Origin of the sequence: Microcoleus sp. T3_D1, from assembly GCF_036700405.1 — a bacterium.
Classification (GTDB): Bacteria; Cyanobacteriota; Cyanobacteriia; order Cyanobacteriales; family Microcoleaceae; genus Microcoleus.
Window position 1 is genome coordinate 34,511 of record NZ_JAUBOV010000037.1, and the last position, 19,097, is coordinate 53,607.

16 protein-coding genes and 1 pseudogene are annotated in these 19,097 nt (G+C 46.6%); 11 read left to right on the top strand and 6 right to left on the bottom strand.

Features of this window, described 5'->3' with window-relative positions; translation table 11 throughout:
• Positions 1-50 precede the first annotated feature (50 nt).
• Positions 51-716 carry a hypothetical protein gene (locus QT992_RS17815; RefSeq protein WP_333336740.1) on the top strand — a complete coding sequence of 222 codons (666 nt, stop codon included), beginning with the start codon at positions 51-53 and terminating at the stop codon, positions 714-716.
• Here the strand turns inward: QT992_RS17815 and QT992_RS17820 are convergent.
• On the bottom strand, positions 679-2,388 hold the full coding sequence (locus QT992_RS17820; protein WP_333336741.1) for an ABC transporter ATP-binding protein/permease: 1,710 nt from the start codon (positions 2,386-2,388) through the stop codon (positions 679-681). The genes QT992_RS17815 and QT992_RS17820 overlap by 38 nt on opposite strands.
• Positions 2,389-2,980: 592 nt before the next feature.
• Between QT992_RS17820 and QT992_RS17825 the strand changes: the two are divergent.
• Positions 2,981-3,464: pseudogene (locus tag QT992_RS17825) on the top strand (RNA-guided endonuclease TnpB family protein); the annotation flags it as partial.
• On the opposite strand, the gene QT992_RS17830 reads toward QT992_RS17825, so the two are convergent.
• Positions 3,438-3,659, bottom strand: a complete 222-nt coding sequence (locus QT992_RS17830) for a ribbon-helix-helix protein, CopG family (RefSeq protein WP_333291848.1) — start codon at positions 3,657-3,659, stop codon at positions 3,438-3,440. The pseudogene QT992_RS17825 and the gene QT992_RS17830 sit on opposite strands and share 27 nt — an antisense overlap.
• Positions 3,660-3,709: 50 nt before the next feature.
• Here QT992_RS17830 and QT992_RS17835 point away from each other — a divergent pair, with 50 nt between their 5' ends.
• Positions 3,710-4,960: a transposase gene (locus QT992_RS17835; RefSeq protein WP_333315200.1), complete on the top strand. Its 1,251-nt coding sequence runs from the start codon at positions 3,710-3,712 to the stop codon at positions 4,958-4,960.
• Positions 4,961-5,135: 175 nt separating this feature from the next.
• Here QT992_RS17835 and QT992_RS17840 read toward each other — a convergent pair whose 3' ends face one another.
• Positions 5,136-6,839 (bottom strand): NAD(P)/FAD-dependent oxidoreductase, encoded by a 1,704-nt coding sequence (locus QT992_RS17840; protein WP_333315199.1) that lies wholly within the window; start codon positions 6,837-6,839, stop codon positions 5,136-5,138.
• A gap of 93 nt (positions 6,840-6,932) precedes the next feature.
• Between QT992_RS17840 and QT992_RS17845 the strand changes: the two genes are divergently transcribed.
• A complete protein-coding gene (locus QT992_RS17845; RefSeq protein WP_333336743.1) occupies positions 6,933-7,847 on the top strand; it encodes a PPC domain-containing protein in 915 nt (304 codons plus the stop codon).
• Positions 7,848-8,139: 292 nt separating this feature from the next.
• On the opposite strand, the gene QT992_RS17850 is transcribed toward QT992_RS17845, so the two are convergent.
• Positions 8,140-8,751 (bottom strand): hypothetical protein, encoded by a 612-nt coding sequence (locus QT992_RS17850; protein ID WP_333336745.1) that lies wholly within the window; start codon positions 8,749-8,751, stop codon positions 8,140-8,142.
• A 52-nt stretch (positions 8,752-8,803) separates the two neighbouring features.
• Complete coding sequence (ribD, locus tag QT992_RS17855; protein WP_333315195.1) at positions 8,804-9,979, bottom strand: bifunctional diaminohydroxyphosphoribosylaminopyrimidine deaminase/5-amino-6-(5-phosphoribosylamino)uracil reductase RibD; 1,176 nt, start codon at positions 9,977-9,979, stop codon at positions 8,804-8,806.
• 321 nt (positions 9,980-10,300) lie between these two features.
• On the opposite strand from ribD, the gene QT992_RS17860 reads away from it, so the two are divergent.
• A complete protein-coding gene (locus tag QT992_RS17860; protein ID WP_333336747.1) occupies positions 10,301-11,161 on the top strand; it encodes an FAD-binding domain-containing protein in 861 nt (286 codons plus the stop codon).
• Between the two features lie 136 nt (positions 11,162-11,297).
• The gene (locus tag QT992_RS17865) at positions 11,298-11,711 is read left to right on the top strand and encodes a hypothetical protein (protein ID WP_333247610.1); all 414 of its coding nucleotides are present in this window, start codon (positions 11,298-11,300) and stop codon (positions 11,709-11,711) included.
• 241 nt (positions 11,712-11,952) lie between these two features.
• Here QT992_RS17865 and QT992_RS17870 read toward each other — a convergent pair whose 3' ends face one another.
• Positions 11,953-12,492 (bottom strand): cyclic nucleotide-binding domain-containing protein, encoded by a 540-nt coding sequence (locus tag QT992_RS17870; protein WP_333315189.1) that lies wholly within the window; start codon positions 12,490-12,492, stop codon positions 11,953-11,955.
• Between the two features lie 497 nt (positions 12,493-12,989).
• Between QT992_RS17870 and QT992_RS17875 the strand changes: the two genes are divergently transcribed.
• The 5 genes from QT992_RS17875 to QT992_RS17895 all read left to right on the top strand — a co-directional run bounded on the left by QT992_RS17875 (position 12,990) and on the right by QT992_RS17895 (position 18,767).
• The gene (locus tag QT992_RS17875; protein WP_333315188.1) at positions 12,990-13,268 is read left to right on the top strand and encodes a hypothetical protein; all 279 of its coding nucleotides are present in this window, start codon (positions 12,990-12,992) and stop codon (positions 13,266-13,268) included.
• 231 nt (positions 13,269-13,499) lie between these two features.
• Positions 13,500-14,609, top strand: coding sequence for a hypothetical protein (locus tag QT992_RS17880; RefSeq protein WP_333336749.1), 1,110 nt, complete (start codon positions 13,500-13,502; stop codon positions 14,607-14,609).
• 310 nt (positions 14,610-14,919) lie between these two features.
• Complete coding sequence (locus QT992_RS17885) at positions 14,920-15,249, top strand: hypothetical protein (RefSeq protein WP_333315186.1); 330 nt, start codon at positions 14,920-14,922, stop codon at positions 15,247-15,249.
• Positions 15,242-15,583: a type II toxin-antitoxin system PemK/MazF family toxin gene (locus QT992_RS17890; protein WP_333315185.1), complete on the top strand. Its 342-nt coding sequence runs from the start codon at positions 15,242-15,244 to the stop codon at positions 15,581-15,583. Before QT992_RS17885 ends, QT992_RS17890 begins: the two co-directional genes overlap by 8 nt.
• Positions 15,584-15,647: 64 nt before the next feature.
• The gene (locus QT992_RS17895) at positions 15,648-18,767 is read left to right on the top strand and encodes an AAA family ATPase (protein WP_333315183.1); all 3,120 of its coding nucleotides are present in this window, start codon (positions 15,648-15,650) and stop codon (positions 18,765-18,767) included.
• Positions 18,768-19,097: the final 330 nt, after the last annotated feature.

Below are 19,097 nucleotides of genomic sequence, written 5' to 3' on the forward strand. Positions count from 1 at the left end.
AATTGGCTCTGAACAAGAATTACTCTGACAAATTTTACTATAGTAAAAAATTGAGCATTATCAATAAATCTACCTTTCCTTATTGGATTTGTAGTGTTTTTTTTTCGGTGTTAGCATTTACCAGTATTTCCTCAGCTCGGATCACAAAAAATCTTATTCCCGAACCGATCGCCAAGTCGAAACTCTCTGTCGGGTTGGAAGAAATTGTAAGGATTCCTGATAGCGGGAGTGACAAAGATGAAAACAAGGCAGCTCGATTGAACCTGCTTATTACCCCAGGTGACGGTAGCGGACGTTTATTTGTTAATGATATGCGCGGCAAGCTCTATGTCATTGTTGACCGTACTGCCGCTGTTTACATGGATGTTAAAAGTCAAGTAGGTAGAGGGTTTCATGAGCAGTCCGGACAACAAAGCTTTTCCTATTTTGTCTTGCATCCCGAATTTGCTAAAAATGGAATTTTTTATACTGTAACTAGCGAAGATAAAGATACTGGAACGCCTGATTTCCCAGTTACTAAACCAATTTTTAACAACAAAGGTGAGAAAATAGCAAGTTCTCACCATGACGTGATGGACGGGTACGGTCAAAAGTTACTCTGTTCTACCCGATCGCACGCCGGGAATTTTGAGGCGGATACGGTAAAGACCATTACTTGCAGTTCGGCAATTGCATTTTTCAAGCAAACTCGGCGAGATCTGGGCTGTAATCTTTAGCCGATATCAGATGCCAATTGGTATTACCAACTAGCCTTAAGACCTGCTCGTGATACTGTACCAAAGTCGGACGGTGACCGACACTGATAAAGGCAGTTCCTGTTTCTTTGAGCAACTGATAGAGCCGTCTCTCGTTAGCCACATCCAATGCACTCGTTGATTCATCCAAAATAGCGTAGCGAGGTTTAGTCAGCAGTAGGCGTGCAAATGCTAACCGTTGTTGTTCTCCTAGTGACAAAACATCAGCCCATTCCAATTCCACATCAAATCCACCTACCCGTTCTGGCAAATGGGAAAGATTGACTTGTTCGAGCACTTCGTGCAGTTGTTCATCAGTAACTTGACCGCTGGTGTTGGGATATAGCAATTGGCTGCGTAAGTCCCCTAGCAGCATATAAGGCCGTTGGGGCAAAAACAGCGTTTCCTCCGGTTTAGGACGGACAATGCAACCCGTACCCGCATTCCACAATCCTGCGATCGCTCGCATTAACGAACTCTTGCCAGCGCCCGAAGGTCCAACAATCAAGACGCTTTCACCCTGCCCCACCTTGAAAGATAAATCTCTAACTAAGATTCGCTCATAGTTAGGCGTCTCTAAGGTAACCCGTTGGAGGGCTAGATAGTGCTGTTCCACAACATCAATCGTTGCCATGCCGGCTTGAGGTGCTGCCATTTGCTCGGACAGAACCCGATCAAATGTTCCTAAACGATTAATCTGAGTGGTAAAGTTAGTTAGCATATCAAAATTCTCGGCAATAAAGCCCAGGGCACCTAAAATAGACACAAACGCTCCAGAAGCTTGCGTTACCTGCCCAAAATCTATCTGACCCGCAAAGTATCGAGGAGCTAAAAAAACTATAGGTAAATTTGTAAATATCATCTCGGTTCCTTTGGTAAAGAAACCAAGATTACGCTGCAAGACAATCAGGTTATTAAAATTATTCAAAACTTCATTAAATCGCTGTGATACTGCACTAAATTCACGCTCTTCACCTCGGTAAAATGCAATGGATTCACTATTGTCTCGAAGATGAACCAAACTATAGCGAAAATTTGCTTCTCGTTGTAACTGATTGAACTTTAATCTACTTAACCTCTTACCTATAAAGATAGTGAAAACAGTTCTAAAAGCAGCCAGTATAAATACAACTAAAGTCAGGGTCTTGTCAATTGTAAAGAGAACGCCGAGAAAAGAAATTATTGTGACAACTTGGTTGAATAATAATCCCCAAATATCAATATTTTGCTTAACAAACAAATTAACGTCTTCAGCTAAACGCTGATCGGGATTATCAACCTTATCATTGAACTTAATTTTGTAGAAACCTTGATTGCTAAAATATTTCTTCAGTAAGTGATTCGTTAGCCACTTTCGCCAGTAGAGTTGCAGTACATTTTGCGAATAGAAGAAGGAAACCATAAGGGGCGTGAATATGGCAAACACACCCAATAGCATCAGCCACATCTTATAGAAGTCTGAAACATTCTTTCCCGTGACTGCATTCATCAAGTCCCGCATAATATAGCTCTGGACTATGCTTACACCATTGAAACCTAGCATTAATAACATTACGAGGGCGAACAACCCCCTAGCTCCCCATTTTTCTCTGGAAAAGAAGTAGGGGTTTGCGATCGACCAAAACTGCTTTACCGACTGCTTCAATTGATTCATCTTTTCTTATGGGTAAAAAAAATTGTGCTTTGGTGGAAACTATCTGTAGCGGATGGGGCAATTCTCATCGTTCTTGTCCATCAGCGACACCTGATATGGGTGATGATCCCGTGGTACTTCCCTAATGATGCTCGGATCACTTCAGGATTTCTATCTTAAGGTAGATGACACATCTTGAACATCAGTAATTTACTGATGAAGCGGAACTTACCCCGCACACGGGGTAAGTTCCGTCTGAAACCATTGCGAGGTGAGACTTGCCCGGAGCCTCTAAGTCTTTTAGATGACTACAATCTCTTACAACCCTTATGTGGCTGGGTTTTTGCTTAAATTCATCATAGAACAATACTCTCGCCCTAAATATTGAGAAAATCTTAAATACATGACTACGGTTTGTCGGCAGTCAAGTCGCTAAAACCGAGACGGGACAAAAAATACAGCCCCCAGAACTACCCCCGCAGGGGGTAAGTTCCGATTTAACTAATGCGAATGGGAAGTCCCGCGCTCTACCGAAGGTGAGCGTCGGGATGAAAACGCAGCCCGAAAATAAATTGAGCGACAGCGAATCAATATCGTTTTTTTGTGCGCTATAATTGCCCGAGACCGCGAAGATTTTCTACAAAAGCTATCCCGCAAGATAGTTAACGAAAACCAAGTTATTGCAGTGGAAAATCTCAACATCAAAGGCATGGTAAAGAATCATAATTTAGCTTCATCCATTAGTGACGTTGGCTGGGGTATTTTCTGCACAATGCTCAAGTACAAGTCGGAGAGTGAAGGAAAACAATATGTCGAAATCGATAGATGGTTTCCTAGCTCTAAGACTTGTCATGTATGCCTAAATCGAGTTGATATTCTCACTCTTGATGTTAGAGCATGGAGTTGCCAGAATTGTGGTACTCACCACGATCGTGATGTCAACGCCGCCATCAACATTAGAAATGAAGCCTTGCGGATTTTGGCGTTAGGAACTAGCGCTTCTGCCTGTGGAGGGGATGTAAGTCGATCTGGCAAAACTTCGGTTTTGTTGGACGCGCCGCCCCGTTGAATCAGGAAGCCAGCGCTGTACCACTTAAGTGGTCAGCGTCTGGTAGTTCACCAAAAAAACTGGGTCTGAAGCCCCGTCCTTCGCTTGACGGCTTTTCTTTGACTTTGAGGCTCCTGATTAACTCCCTAAGTACGTCGGTTTTAGTCCTGCCTACAGCTTTGCAATGCTCTTCAAGAATTTTAAATTCAGATTCTTGAATCCGAAAATCTAAACGTTTCTTCATGATATTATCCGGTGTTTTGCTGTACTATGGTATAGCAAGGAGGATAACTCATGTTTGGCTGTCAACAAAACTTAATTAGAGCAGATTCAGAGATTAAGGCAATTCTGGAATACCTGTGTTCTGAATCTGCAAAGCTTTCTAATTGCGGAACTTATTACGCCCGCCAGCTATATTTTAAAACTGGCAAAGTTCCGAATCGCGCTCAGTTACACAAGGTTTTAGGAACAGAAAATCGGAATCGACACTATCAAGCATTTTACTCTGATACTGCTCAGCAAATATTAACGGGCGTAGCAGAATCTTTCAAGTCCTTTCTGGGACTAATGAATGCGTTTAAGAATGGGGTAATTGCAGACCGCCCTAAATTACCAAAATATCGTCAAGGCCCAATGGCTGTAGTGACGTTTACAGGCAGGTCGGTAAAGCTTAAAGACGGAATGTTGAGATTTCCCCTAGGCAGTAAGGTTAAAGCGTGGTTTGGTTTAGATGCGTTTTACTTGCCTATGCCTTCTAATCTTGATTTCAAGGAGATTCGAGAATATCGCATTCTTCCTCGAAACGGCTGCTTCTACCTAGAATTTGTCTACAAAACTACTGAAGTCCAATCAGATGTAGACCCTGCCAGATGCTTGATGATTGACCACGGTATCGATAATTGGCTAACTTGTGTGAGCAACGTTGGTACAAGTTTTATTGTCGATGGTAAGCATTTAAAATCTCTCAACCAAGGTTACAACAAGCAAGTTGCATTTCTGATGAATGGGAAAGCTAACGGGTTTTGGTCTAAAAGACTTGCCAGTATAACCGAGAAACGAAATCGTCAGATGAGAGATGCCGTCAACAAGGCAGCCCGGAAGGTAATTAATCATTGTTTAAACAATCAAATAGGAACGGTTGTATTCGGATGGAATAAAGGACAAAAAAATTCTGCCAATATGGTTCGCAAAACTAATCAAAAGTTTGTGCAAATCCCTACGGGCAGATTGAAAGATAGGATTGCTCAACTGTGCGAGCAATACGGTCTGAGATTTGTTGAGACTGAGGAGTCTTATTCGTCGAAGGCTTCGTTTGTCGATAATGATTTGCTACCTACAATCGGCGAGAAACCCGAAGGGTGGCTTCCAAGTGGCAAACGAATTAAGCGTGGCTTGTACCGAACTGCACAGGGCTGGCTAATTAATGCAGATTGTAATGCCTGCGGAAATATTGGTAGAAAAGTAGCGGTGATGCTTGGACTCGCTCTAAGCGGAATCAGTAGGGGTGAATTGACAGCACCTTTAAGACAGAAATTGTGGTCTTAAGAATCCTCGTCGCTTCAGCGCGAGGAGTGTCAAAATCAGTAAAATGGCTTTAAGCTGTTGGGCATCTAAATTGTATTTTTGGGCGGGCTAGAAGCCCAACCCCTACTCCCCACAAGAATTAGATGCACGGGCTAGGAGCAACGGCCCACAAGAATTAGATGCCCACCTTACGAGATTATCTAATACTCGGCTTTCTATTCCTAAGATTCCGGGCTCCGGGAACTTTCCGGCTGGGACGGGGATTGTTCAAACTGCTCGCAGTTCGAGTATTCAAAGCATTAGCAGAAGGTATCAAACCCAAGTCTTGCAAAATTTCAACAGCCGCCCTTTGTCCAGTTTCGCAAGCGCCTTCCATGTAACCTTGATTTTCCAGCGAAGTGTGTTCTCCGGCAAAATATAAATTGCCAACTCGTTCGCCTTCAACACCGTACATTTGCGTCCACTGTCCGACTAAATAGCAGGAATAAGAACCTTTGAAAAAGCGTTCTCCCGGCCAATAAGCTCGCACAGCTTTGCCCGATCGCAAATTTCTCACTCCGGGAAAAACTCTTTCAAATTGGTTCAAAAATCTTTGTGCTTGGTCTTCTGGAGTTCCGGCACCGATCGACAAACCCTGCTTTCCGCCTGTAAAATTAGTAACTAAACCGTTAGGAGTAGGAGCGAAAGGTGTAGCTTCCCAGGTACTCTGGAATTCTAAATCGCTATAAACAGAAGCAGTCGATCGATAAAGTTCCCGCCAAATTCGGCTGCGGTAGCCAGTAATTAACTTAGAATTAGTACCGTAACCCAACTGCTCGATCGCCCGCCGCTTTGGTTGGGGCAAAGGTACGTTAATTTTAACGTCTCGCAGAGTGCTGAACGGTAAAGTTAACAAAACTCGCTCGTAAGTACGCTCGAACGCGCTTAGTCCCGATCGCAAATTTACCCGATAGCGGCCATCCGGCAAAAGAGTAATCGCTTCCAAAACCGTCCCCGCCTCGATCGAACCCGACAATTGACCCGCCAAACTGTTGATAATTTGACTGTTGCCGCCGTCAATTTGATAACGCTCGTCGCTGTTGCCGTACAATTCAAAACTGCCCGATTCAGAACCGATTAAAAACAGTAGATTTAACGCCGACTGTTCTTCGGGATCTCGACCGTAGAATACCGTATAAGCAACCCGCAACAATTGTCGCAGTAGCGTGCTAGTATCAGCTTGGTCTAGATATTCAGCGATCGAAAGATTGTCCAATCTTTCCGCTGCTTCCGTAAAATCTTGATAGCTAATGTTATCTCCGATAGCGCCCAAATCTCCATTAATTTTAGTCGCTAGCGGCGCAAAATCCGCGATTATTTGCTCAAGAGGAAGTCGTCGCCCTTGAAAGAAAAAAGTATCCTTCACAAATCCACTCTGCACCTGGGCTAAGTCGATCGCCCGCAAACCCAATTCCGTCGCCAGCGAGATTAAATTAGTATGACCGGTGTCAATAAATTCTCCTCCCAAATCCGCCGGAATTAGCGTTCCAGCCACCTTGGGAACCGTGCGTATCCGCCCCCCCACGCGGTTAGTTGCCTCGATTATATCGGCGCGCACGCCCGCTTGGCGCAAGCGATAAGCGGCCGTCAAACCCGCAATTCCCGCACCCACAACCAAAATCGGCGATCGTCCGCCCTGTTGAGCAAAAGCTCCCCCTCCATCCCTGGTAAAAGTCGCAGCAGCGGCCGCCCCCGCAGCAGCTAAACCCCCGTGCAGCAACTGGCGACGAGATATGGCAGAATTAGGAATGCGATCGCTCAGCATCCCCAGCAGTTCATCAGCCGGAATGCCCGTTTCCCTTGATTTCTGGGCAATACTCGCAGCGCGGCGCAGCATTGCCATCAGTGCAGATTTAGCCATAATTAAGACATCCTCACAAAACAAAACTTTGATGTAAACTGGATTTTCGATCGTGCACTTTCCAGACTAAAGTCCAGAGAGATTTTTTTAATAATGCTAACCCTTAGAACACTGTTCGACAGCAAATTTTATCTCGAAAACAACTCAGATGTCGCCGTAGCAGTTGCCAGAGGCACGGTATCGAGTCCCTTCGATCACTACCGAAAAATTGGCAAATTTGAAAATCGCGACCCGAATGCCCTGTTCGACGCCAGCTATTATTTAGACACCAATACAGATGTAGCGGTATCAGCCAAACTCAACGGCTTTTCAGGAGCGGATCACTTTATTAGATTCGGTCAATTTGAACGACGCAACCCCAACCCTTTCTTTGATATTGGTTTCTATCTAGGAAGCAACCCAGACGTTCAGATAGCAGTCCAAACAAATCAATTTACCCCATTTGAACACTACTTGAAAGCCGGTCAATTAGAAAACCGCAAACCCAGCGTTTTCTTCGATCCCAGCTTTTATCTAGAAAAATATCCGCTGGTAGCAGCCGCCGTCCAAAGCGGCGCAGTTAAAAGTGCGATCGACCATTACATTCAATTCGGTCAACAAGAAGGACTGTTGAGCACTCTCCCCGATCCCGCCGACAATTTGAACGCAGCAAAAAGCCTGGGCATTCTGACTGAAATTCAAACTGCGAGCGATTTTGTGGGATCTGCTGAACCCGCCGACATTTACAGTTTCATCCTCAATACTCCCAGCCTTTTCAGTGTAACTGTTGACGGCTTGAGTGCAGATGTTGATGTAGAATTAATTCAGGATCTCAACGGCAACGGCGCAGTTGGATTAGACGATATTATTGCTTCGTCTAACAATTTAGGCACGGCATCAGAAACAATTGTCAGCAATGGGGCTTTACCTGCGGGGACTTATTTTGTCCGCGTTTCTCAATTTCAAGGCGATACAAATTATAACTTGAGATTGCTAGCTGCTCCCTCAGTAATACCGCCCCAAATTTAAAATCAAAATAACGCATATAGCAAGCCTAAATCAGTCAAACCAACCCAGACTTCTCCTCATATCAAATCCGGTAGCATCGTCCTGTATTCATCTCTGTATTCTCTCCCTCTGCGTTCTGGAGCGCCCTCTGCGGTTAAATCATTCCGATGCAACCGGAAACGATATCACTTCTCCTCTCTTCCTTCGCGGTATTTGCGCCTTCGCGGTTCGTAAAAAAACATCGAGTTGACAAATGATTTAGACTTGCTATAAAACAGGCTGCAAAAAGGACGATCGACAATTTGCCAAGGTTTCACTTATTAGTTGCTGGCCCGCTGGGAGAGGGCAAAGATTGAACAGGTGCCGGAGGCCAATTAGAGCGACTTCTGCTTAGAGTAGTAGACACCAAAGCATAGCCCAAAACAGCAGGAAGGACGATCGCACTCATAAACACGATCGCCACAGCCCAATTCATCGCAGTCGAGATTGGGCCGTAATGAGTGCGGTAAGGGTCAAACGTTGGTAAATTAGGCATCGGGGCGTCCCGCAGCGCGATCGGACGTTTGAACCGCACCCGCCTGTCGTCTAGCTTTTCGAGCAAAATCCAGCCAACTTCCGCCTCTTCCTGGCATAGCTTGTGAAAAATCGCCGGATTGCGGAACAAATCGTTGCTAGCCCGCACAATCTTGTACTCCCAAACCGTCAAATCAACAGAATTGGGATCAGATGGGGGAGTGCCATTGGAGCGCGCATTTTCAGGCGCATTAAAATTATCCTCTTGAGATTCGTACCGAGTCAAAACTTCCTCCTCCTCATCGCATTTTTGCCCCGCATCCAATTGCTCGTGGTTCACCAAAAGACCCACAAGCGCAGCCTCCAAGCCGAGACTGCCAATCATCAAACTCCAAATCAGAATTTCAACCATAAAAGGAGTTAAAAGTTAAAAATCAAAAACTCAAAAGACTCGCTTTTAACTTTCAATCTTTAATTTTTAAATAGCCTTCTACCACACAATCTGCACCCACCGCGCGCCAAGAAACCCGCTCTAAAGTCAAAGCCTCAGTCATTGCCGAAAAGCCCAAATCTCCCACAGGAGTTGGAGCTCCTTGGCCACCGACAATTTTAGGAGCAATAAAAGCCATAATTTTTTGAACTGCACCCTCAGCAATTGCCCTCGCGGCCAAAGTGCCGCCGCACTCCCAGAGTACAGAAAGAAAAGATCGATCGTACAAATAAGCCATAACATTAGTCGGTGTCAGAGGCGAGAGCTCCACAACTTCCACCCCTTTGGCGATCAAAAATTCCTGAAATTCCGGGTTAACCCCAGGCTCAGTCAGCACCAAAGTAGCCGCCACAGAGGTTTCCCACAACCAAGCCGACTTCGGCAAATCCAAAGTGCGGCTCATCACCACCCGCAGGGGATTATTCCTATCAGGCTGGTGACTCGTCAGTAGGGGATTGTCTAGACGCACCGTATTTCCCCCAACAATCACAGCATCGCAGCCGACGCGCACCCGGTGTACCTCGCTCCGAGCCTCCTCGCCTGTCACCCAAGCGCTGTGGCCGCTACTGGTAGCAATTTTACCGTCCAAAGTCATTGCATATTTCAAAATTCCAAAAGGCCGGCGGTGCAAAATCCGGTGAACAAACGCCTCGTTGAGTTTCTGGCAAGCTTCCCCTTCCACTCCCGCCACCACTTCAATGCCAGCCTCTCGCAACCGGGCTAGCCCAGTTCCAGCTACCAAAGGATTCGGATCGACCATGCCAGCCACTACTTTTGCCACCTTGGCCTTAACTAAAGCTTCAGAACACGGAGGAGTCCGGCCGTAGTGGTTGCAGGGTTCCAGGTTCACGTAGACGGTCGCTCCTTCGGCGAGTTCCCCCGCTTCCCGGAGCGCAAAAACTTCGGCGTGAGGTTGACCGGCACCGGGATGAAACCCTTCGCCGACAATCTTGCCGTCTCGGACAATTACAGAACCGACAAGGGGGTTGGGTGCGGTTTTGCCCAGAGCACGGCGAGCCAATTCTATGCAGCGGCGCATCATGGCTCGATCGAACTCTTGAACTTCGCTGTTTTCCAGTTGTTTTGTACCTTGCTGCTGTCCGTTAGCTAAGCTGGCGATCGCTTGAGCGTCCGCCGGAAAAGTTTCCATGAGATTTTGGTATGATATCTATCCCTGAGTGTACTGAGTTTGATGCTAATTTTGGCGGCGAACCGACGATCAATTGCTGCTGGGGCAAACTGTACGTTACCACTGAGATATTGCACCATTCTCAATTAGCCTTTTATGAACAGGCAAGATGCCTGTTCCACAAGAAAATTTATCTTTTATGGAACAGGCATCTTGCCTGTTGCTGACAATGGTGCACCATGTGAGTTACCAGGAACTCAGGGCAATGTAGGGCGATCGACCCCGCACGCCCAAAAAAATAGCTTTAACATGAGGAAAGAATAGCAGGCGCTTGAAAAAACAATGAGTCAGGACATGAAGCGGGAATTTGCCAGCCGCGACGAATTAATAGCCTACGTGCGCGAACAGTTCCCCGAAGCCGCCGCCGGGGACAGCAGCGTACCCCCGATCCTAGGCGGGCGGAAAGCAGCCGAGACAGCCCTGCAACAAATTGACCCCGGCAAGTACGCATCAACCCGCAATTTCCTCAACGGTGCGGTAACGCGCTTGTCGCCCTATTTGCGCTACGGCGTTTTGAGTCTTGCCGAAGTCCGGGATGCCGTACTGGAGAAGGTGCGGCATCGAGAAGAGGCAGTAAAACTCGTCAACGAGTTGGGTTGGCGGGATTATTGGCAGCGACTGTACGCCGAATTGGGCAACGGGATTTGGCAAGACCGGGAAGCCTACAAAACTGGTTACACTGCTTCATATTACAGCGAAACTCTGCCGCAGGATGTCGTCGAGGGCACGACTGGTTTGGTTTGCATCGACAGTTTCAGCCGCGAGTTGCGAGAAACTGGTTATTTGCACAATCACCAGCGGATGTGGACTGCTGCTTATCTCGTACACTGGCGCCGCGTGCGCTGGCAAGCCGGAGCTCGCTGGTTTTTGCAACATTTGCTAGATGGAGATCCGGCGAGCAATAATCTTTCTTGGCAGTGGGTAGCTAGCACTTTTAGTCACAAACCTTATTTTTTTAATCGGGAAAATTTGGAGCGTTACACGAAGGCGGTTTATTGTCGCGATTGTCCTCTGTATGGGCAATGCGATTTTGAGGGAACTTACGAATATTTGGAAGGGAAGTTGTTTCCTCATGGAGAAAAGGTCGATCGTAGCGGCGGTTCTAAAAGTTGGGATCGGCCTAAAAAAGGTAGCAGAAATTAAAAAGTCAGTTGTCAGTAGTCATTAGTCAGTAGTCATTAGTCATTAGTTATCAACAGTTAACAGTCAACAATCAACCGTCAACAATCAACCGTCAACCGTCAACAGTCAACAGTTAACAGTCAACAATTCGCAATTTATGAACAATCCGATTATTTGGCTGCACGGTGACTGCTTGAGTCCTGAAGGCCCGGCTTTTCAAGCGCACCCAGAGGCACCGGCAATCTGGGTTTGGGATGATGCGCTCATTGATGAATGGCAGTTGAGTCTCAAACGAATGGTGTTTATTTACGAATGTTTGCTGGAGTTGCCGGTAGTTATTCGGCGGGGCGATGTGGCGGCAGAAGTTATCGCTTTTGCGATCGAATCCGGCGCTAATCAAGTGGTAACTACCGAAAGTCCCAGTCCTCGGTTTCAGGATATTTGCCGGGAAATTAAGCGATCGCACCCCGTAGAAGTTTTGCCACCCGAACCCTTTGTCCGCTACGATGGTTACATTGATTTGAAGCGTTTTTCTCGCTATTGGCGCGTCGCTGAAAAATATGTTTTCTAATTGTAATTGGGAAATGGTAACTAGAAATTGGTAACTGGGAATTGGTGTTAAATCCATTAAGTCCTGTACACTGCTTGTTGCCGAACTTCAAGCGAGCATCTCATAGTTGTAAAAACAGTTCTTCTGCCCCCTTCCTTCTGCCTGTTTCCTCCTGCCTCCTGCCTCCTGCCTCCTGCCTCCTGCCTCCTGCCTCCTGCCTCCAACTTCTAGCTTGCCTGCTTTCATTGAGATGCTCCCAACTTCAACTCCCCTTCAAACGCTCCAACAGCCATTGAAATCTCGATGCCGCCAAATCTGGATTTTCGACATTTTGCGGGCTGCCGTCCTCGCCGTCGGGATCTTCATATATTAAACCCTCACTATCATCGCCGAAGCGTTTGACTGTACCTCGCAGTCTCGACGACAAAAATTTGGTAATCGCCCGATAAAACCGCAGGGAAAAAAGCACGTCTTTCTCGAGTTTTTCCGTTAGCAGCCGGCGGGGAATTGACAGGATGAGGCACTCTTCAATTGCCGTGACGCTAGCAGAAGGAAGTCTCCCGTCTACAAAAGACATTTCGCCTAACACTTCCCCGGAAATAATTTTTCCAATTTCTTTGTCGCCTAAAGATGATACAGAAACGCTCAAAGTTCCCTCCAGAACTATATAGAGGGCGTCTAAGGGCTTACCTTCGGTGATCAGGGTTGTGCCGGGGAGGACTTGGGTGCGGGTGCCGTTGGCGAGCATCCAATCGATGTCGCGATCGCTCAATTCGCCTAATATGACTAGAACTTTGCTCATAAAGTCAGGTTGAGATGAGATAATTTGTATTTTTTTACTTGTTTAGTTGCGTGCTGTTGTGAGATGGTCAGACCCTGAGCGAAAGCGAAGGCTAAACTTTACGAATAGAAGACTAAATTTTACACAATTTTCATCCTAAAAATGGGTAGAAACCCCGTGCTTTTAGCACGGCTTTACATTTAATTTGAATCCCCTCGCGGGGTGGAGGGGTATGGTTGCCCCTCCCATGAGGTATGGTTGCCTCAAACTCCCATTTCTGGGGTAAAGTTAGCTTCGCTAATGTTTAGTGAGCTTGCGCCAGCTAGCAACACCGTCGAGCGTGACCTTAAGACTGTTTAGTTGCAAGCGATAGAGCGGAAAACTAGCTTCGCATTCTCCGGTATCGTGACCCAAAAAACGTAGTCAGTAAAGACTTAAGCCCGTCAGGATGGCTTGTTAGATTTCTCTTTCAAGCCTCATGCCGTCAGGGCTGAGGTTCCTGACAATATTCAGTAATTTTGACACGATCGAGCCACAAATATTTCTCGGATCGGTGGTATTATTCTACATTAATTGTCATAAACCCTGCAGCAGCCGATCGCGTTGTATTAACTGCACTTGCTTGGGACGGCGGGGTTGCCAAAACTGTTTTGAAAGCTTGCTGTCTCTTGGTTTCGAGCTGGTGCGCCCTCAAAAACCGGGTTTTTCCGGCGTGGCTGCGAGTGCAGCGCCCCCAAGTACAGTATTGTAGAATGCAAGCGAGACGCGCGATCGACCCATCAATTAAACAGGATTAAGGATGAAATCATCCCTAGGATTGATTTTTTGGCGCTCGATCGGTAAATTAAAATTAGCCTCTAAACCCGCCGTCCGTTCTTGAATCTAATCAGCTTGAGAGTTGACTATTCAACAGTAAAATGGGAATCTAGGAACAACACAACTCATATTTGTGTCTTTTTTGAGCAAAGCTCTCGATGTTCGCCCTCAAACACTTACACTTTTAACACCCCCTTCATTGAGGAGTTTCTATGAATAGTCTATTTTCCAAGTCTACTTTTGCGTTAATAAATCTTGCAGCTTTAGCTGTTTGTTGCAGTACCATGTCAGCGAAAGCTGAAACTGGCAACTTGCCCGATGTCGCTACAACTGCAACAATAGCTGCTCAAAATATTGACCAAATTTCTGAGCCGACGGCAACTTCAGCAGTTAAACCCGACGCCGAAACAACGGCTAGTAATAAAAAAATTGATTCAATCACTTGGAGCGAACTAACAGAAGCGGCAGAGCCAGCAGCCTCTGAACCGGCCGGCAACTCGCAAGTATCTATGGCTGCACCCGAAAAATCGGAAGCAGCAACATCTGAAATTGCTGAGACAGAAACAGCGCAAAATACATCCATTGCTGCTGAGACCCAAAAGTCGGAAGAAACCGCTAAAATTGCTGATAATGGTGTCAAAGTGCAGCCAAAAGTCGAGGCTGCCAAAAAGAGCGATCGACCTACCTCAATTGTTGCCCAGACCAATAATCTGGAAGTAACAGCAACGAAGGAAGAAAAAGAAGTCCAAACAGCACAAGAATTGTTGAGCAATCCTGTCAGCACTTCCGCCTCAGCTTTGACAAACCAACCGAAAGTTGCTGAAAAACCGGCAACTGTCTCGGAACAAACTGAAAAAGTAGCTCAAGGAACTCAAATCCGACCAGGCCGAGCTACCCGTTCTGGGCCCAGCTACATCGGGATTGGCGGCAATCTAGGTTTTGGCGGAGATTCAGCCTTAGGCGACGGTTCATTTGCCATCATTAGCAAAATCGGTTTGACAAACAATTTGTCGGTGAGACCGACTGTTTTGTTCCAGGACGACTTAGCTTTTCTAGTTCCCGTTACCTTCGATTTTGTATCTCAAAATACCGTCGAAGTCAGCGAGGATTTTGTGATTACTGCTGCTCCTTATGCAGGTGCTGGCGTGATAATTTCTACCGGGGATGACGGTACTTTGGGCTTCCTGATTTCGGGGGGTGTAGATGTGCCGCTGACGAGAAATTTTACAGCCACAGCCGGACTGAATATTGGTTTTGTAGACGGAGCTGAAGTGGGATTGTTGGTCGGTGTCGGCTATACGTTCCCGAATATTGCCCGGTAGTGTTGCTGTTTGAGCAAACGCAGGACAAATAAATAAGCGCGGGGTTGGCTGTAGGAATACAGTCAACCCTTTTTGATGATGGAAAATCTGCCTATGCGATATGTAGGGTGCGCCATAAGCACAGACCGGTAATGTAGGGTGCGTCATCAGCACAGAGCGGCGATATTGATTTTTGTGAAAGATATAATGATGGTGCGATCGATCTTATATCTTGCACCATTTTCAATAAGCTTTTTATGGACGGGCAGGATGCCCATCCCACAATCAAATTCACTCTTTGTGGAACAGGCCGAAAAGCCTGTTCTTGAAAATGGTGCAACATATGAGATCGATCGCACTTTCTCACCAACCACCCGAAAAAACCGTGACCAAAACAGAAATCTTAGCAGCACTCAAAAATCTGACAGCAGAAGAACGCCTAGAAATCATCGAAACAGCTTCGCGGATGATGCGCGAAGAAATAGAAGAAAAAGCCCAGCGCAAAGTTGAGAGAAAGCGGAGACTCAGAGCCGCAGCAGAAGCAGCAGTTCCTTTGTATGAACCAGGAGGGCCGCTGCACGATTTGTGGTCGCCCGACAGCGAACCGTATTTCGATTCAGAGGAAGAATATCTGAGCGCAGGGGTAGAAACTAATGCGTAAGGGCGAAATTTGGCTTGTCAGACTAGATCCAACGGTGGGAGATGAAATTGGCAAAACTAGACCTGTTGTGGTTGTCAGCGATGATGAAGTGGGAAATTTGCGGCTCAAAGTAATTGTTCCAATTACAGCATGGAACGATCTTTTTTCCCCGCTTGATTGGATGGTGCAGCTCGAACCGACATCAGAAAATGGCTTGGCGAAACTCTCCGCCGCCGATACTTTTCAAGTCCGTTCCGTCTCCCAACAAAGATTTGTCCGACAACTCGGAACCCTGTCCGAGAAAATTATGGAAGACATTTCCGAAGCACTGACAATAGTTCTGGATCTAGATTGAATAACTAGGCAACAGCGTACAAATAATGTTATTTATAGATAGATTGTACGGCGCGGCGGCCTAAATGATTCCTATACAACTTACACTCAAAAATTTTCTCAGCTATCGCGAAGCTGCTTTAGACTTTCGCGGCCTGCACACCGCTTGCATTTGCGGGCCTAACGGTGCTGGCAAATCCTCCCTCTTAGAAGCCATATCCTGGGCACTTTGGGGCTGTTGCCGCAGCGATACGGAAGACGATATCATCCATATCGGCGAAATTGATGTGCGCGTTGATTTCACTTTCTCCACCGGCGGCCAAATCTACCGGGTGATTCGCAACCGCCGACGCGGACAATCGGGAAGTTTGGAATTTCAAGTCAGCTTGAATTCTGCCGAGAGTGAGGAAAAACTTAATTTTCGCACGCTCACAGACAAGGGGCTGAGAACAACTCAGCAAAAAATCCTCGAACACATCAAACTAGATTACGATACTTTCATCAACTCGGCGTATTTGCGGCAGGGGCGAGCTGATGAATTTATGCTCAAAAAGCCGATCGAACGCAAACAAGTTTTAGCCAACCTGCTCAAACTCGACTCCTACGATACTTTATCCGACCAAGCCAAGGATACCTCCAAACAGTTTAAAGCTCAAGTCGAAGTGCTCAAACAGAGTTTGCTAACCGTACAAGAGCAACTCCAACAAAAAGAGGCTCTCGCCTCAGAACAAACTCAATTGCAGCAAGCAACCGATTTGCTTCAGCAGCAGCAGCAAGCCGACACAACCGAGTTACAGCAACTGCAACTCCAGCACCACAACCGCCAAACTTGGCAAAAACTCCTCGCCGGCCACCAGCAACAGCACTACAATATCACTCAAGAATGCCGCCGCTTGCAGCAAGAACTCAGCGCAGCCAAACAGCAGCAAAATGAGCTGCAAGCCCTCCTAGAACAAGAAAAGGAAATAACAGCAGGCATCGCGTATTTCCACAGCTTGCAAGCCACAGAAGAAAGTCTGGCTGGCAAATTCAAAGCTAACCAACAAGCCCAAAATCAGCGCCAGCAATTGCAAGAACAGCAGCGGCAAGAACTGAGCTTTTTGCAAAGCAAAATTCAGCAGTTGCAAGCTCAATTAGAGGTTTTAGAACAAGATGAAAAAGATGTTCTGGAAATTCTCAAACAGCAGCCGGATGTTGACAAAGGACTCGCACAGTTGCAAGCAGTTCGATCGCGCCTCAACGAACTAGAGCAACTGCAACTGCAAGTTTCGCCGCTGCTACAACAGCAGCAGCAAAAGCAACAAAAGCTCGATCGCGCCCGCGCCGGTTTAACCGCCCGCTTAGAGGAAATCAACCGACAGGTGCAAGTTCAGCAGCAGCAGCGACAGCCGCAATTACAGCAGGAAATCTCGGCCATCGCCAATCAAATTTTGCAGTTGGAAAACAAGCGAGTTTATCAGCAGCGAGTCCGCGAAAAAGGTCAAGAAAGGCACGACTTTCTAGGAAACCTGCAAGCCAAAAGCCGCGACTATCAAACCAGACTCGCTGAAATCGACCAAAAACTGCAACTGCTGCGGAAACATGAAGGAGAAAAAACCGCAGGCGAAGGTAAATCCTCGAATTTTGCGGAAAACGAGCCATCGAATTCGCATTTAATGGTGCGGGATGCAAATTTTGGCAATTGTCCTTTGTGCGATCGACCTTTAGACGAACACTACTGGAATTTGGTAGTCACAAAACACCACTCCCAACAGCAGGAAATCTGGAACCAACTGTGGGTTGTCCGCGAACAGTTGGCCGTCTCTGAGCGCGAAATTCAAGTTCTCAGACATGAATACCGCGAACTAGAAGAGGAATTAGCGCCCTATCAAGAATTGCGGGAACGTCGCAGTCATTTACAAGCACAATTAGATAGTCTGAGCCAAGATGAAAACCGACTGCAAAGTATGCGTCAAGACGCTGCAGAAATAGAGCGGTTGCTACGGACTGGCGAGTATGCAGCCGAGGATTTGGGCGAACTCCAGCAAATCGAACAGCAACTGCAACAGCTCAATTATAGCGATCGCAGCCACTCCCTCGCCCGCAGCGATGAAAAGCGCTTGCGGTGGGCGGAAATTAAGCAAGCTCAAATCAAAGACGCTCAGCAGAAACTGAATAAAATTAATGCCCGCCGCCCGGATTTGCAAACTCAATTAGCCACCGTACAGCAACAGTTAGAACAGCAAAAAAATAGCTCGGAAATACAGCAGGAAATTCTATCTTTAGATAGATACATTGCGGAAATTGGCTATAATTTGGAACAGCACGAACACGTGCGGAGCGAAATGCGCCGATCGCAGTTGTGGATCGCCCGCGCCGAAAAATTGCGATCGGCAACTGTGCAGTACCCGCAAGTGCAGCAGCGGGTTAATGAAATAGCAAATTCCATCGCAGTGCGCGATCGAGATTTGCAAGCTGTCAGCGCTCAAACTTCCGCGATGAACCAGCAGTTGCAAGAACATCCCGATCCCACAGCCCGCATAAGTGCGATCGAACAGCAAATCAGTCGCCGCCGCCAGCAGCTAGACCAACATTTGGGAAGTCTCGGACGCCTCCAGCAGCAGCAGCAAAATCTGGAAAATCTGCAAGTTCAGCTAGTAGCTCAAAAAGAGCAAATGCAAGTTGCTAAACGCCAGCAGCGAGTTTATCAAGAGTTGGGTCAAGCCTTTGGTAAAAACGGCATTCAAGCTTTAATGATTGAAAATGTTTTGCCTCAACTCGAAGCTGAAACAAATCAGATATTGTCGAGATTGAGCGCGAATCAATTGCACGTTCAATTTATTACTCAGCGGGCTGCTGCTTCTAAAAAAGCAACTAAATTGATTGACACTTTAGATATTTTAATTGCTGATGCTCGCGGTACTCGCGCCTACGAAACTTACTCTGGCGGTGAAGCTTTTCGGATTAATTTTGCGATTCGGCTGGCGCTGGCGAGACTGCTGTCTCAGCGGGCGGGCACGGCTTTGCAAATGTTGATTATTGATGAGGGGTTCGGCACTCAGGATGCTGAAGGGTGCGATCGGCTGATTGCTGCAATTAATGCGATCGCCTCCGACTTCGCCTGCATTCTCACCGTTACCCATATGCCCCACCTGAAAGAAGCTTTTCAAGCCAGGATTGAAGTAAGCAAAACTGCTCAGGGTTCTTGCATCAGCTTGTCTATTTAAAAGGGTTGACGAACCGGATGGAAGGAGGAGAAGAAAAAAAGTTTAACATATCAGTATTTTCACCTTCTATTTTCTTTGGGAATTCGGTATTTTTACCTTCTGTTTTCTGGATAAGTGCCTAATGCCTTCGGTGATACTAATTTCCCAAAAGAAGGCAACTGTAGACCCATCATCTAAACCATGATGGAATCAGTCATTGCCAATCCAAAATCTAACATCTAAAATGGTATTAGTCGTCTCCCTCGCCGACTTTTTTGGGCTGCTGACTTTGTTAACAAAGCTAAATTAAAAATAAGATTATAGAATAAGAATAGCTTAAGGTGTGTATAG

Excerpts from the sequence above, each read along its gene's own strand:
- QT992_RS17820 (WP_333336741.1), bottom strand. The coding sequence starts at position 2,388 with ATGAATCAATTGAAGCAGTCGGTAAAGCAGTTTTGGTCGATCGCAAAC.
- QT992_RS17830 (WP_333291848.1), bottom strand. The coding sequence starts at position 3,659 with ATGAAGAAACGTTTAGATTTTCGGATTCAAGAATCTGAATTTAAAATT.
- QT992_RS17835 (WP_333315200.1), top strand. The coding sequence starts at position 3,710 with ATGTTTGGCTGTCAACAAAACTTAATTAGAGCAGATTCAGAGATTAAG.
- QT992_RS17840 (WP_333315199.1), bottom strand. The coding sequence starts at position 6,839 with ATGGCTAAATCTGCACTGATGGCAATGCTGCGCCGCGCTGCGAGTATT.
- QT992_RS17845 (WP_333336743.1), top strand. The coding sequence starts at position 6,933 with ATGCTAACCCTTAGAACACTGTTCGACAGCAAATTTTATCTCGAAAAC.
- QT992_RS17850 (WP_333336745.1), bottom strand. The coding sequence starts at position 8,751 with ATGGTTGAAATTCTGATTTGGAGTTTGATGATTGGCAGTCTCGGCTTG.
- ribD (WP_333315195.1), bottom strand. The coding sequence starts at position 9,979 with ATGGAAACTTTTCCGGCGGACGCTCAAGCGATCGCCAGCTTAGCTAAC.
- QT992_RS17860 (WP_333336747.1), top strand. The coding sequence starts at position 10,301 with ATGAGTCAGGACATGAAGCGGGAATTTGCCAGCCGCGACGAATTAATA.
- QT992_RS17865 (WP_333247610.1), top strand. The coding sequence starts at position 11,298 with ATGAACAATCCGATTATTTGGCTGCACGGTGACTGCTTGAGTCCTGAA.
- QT992_RS17870 (WP_333315189.1), bottom strand. The coding sequence starts at position 12,492 with ATGAGCAAAGTTCTAGTCATATTAGGCGAATTGAGCGATCGCGACATC.
- QT992_RS17880 (WP_333336749.1), top strand. The coding sequence starts at position 13,500 with ATGAATAGTCTATTTTCCAAGTCTACTTTTGCGTTAATAAATCTTGCA.
- QT992_RS17885 (WP_333315186.1), top strand. The coding sequence starts at position 14,920 with ATGGTGCAACATATGAGATCGATCGCACTTTCTCACCAACCACCCGAA.
- QT992_RS17890 (WP_333315185.1), top strand. The coding sequence starts at position 15,242 with ATGCGTAAGGGCGAAATTTGGCTTGTCAGACTAGATCCAACGGTGGGA.
- QT992_RS17895 (WP_333315183.1), top strand. The coding sequence starts at position 15,648 with ATGATTCCTATACAACTTACACTCAAAAATTTTCTCAGCTATCGCGAA.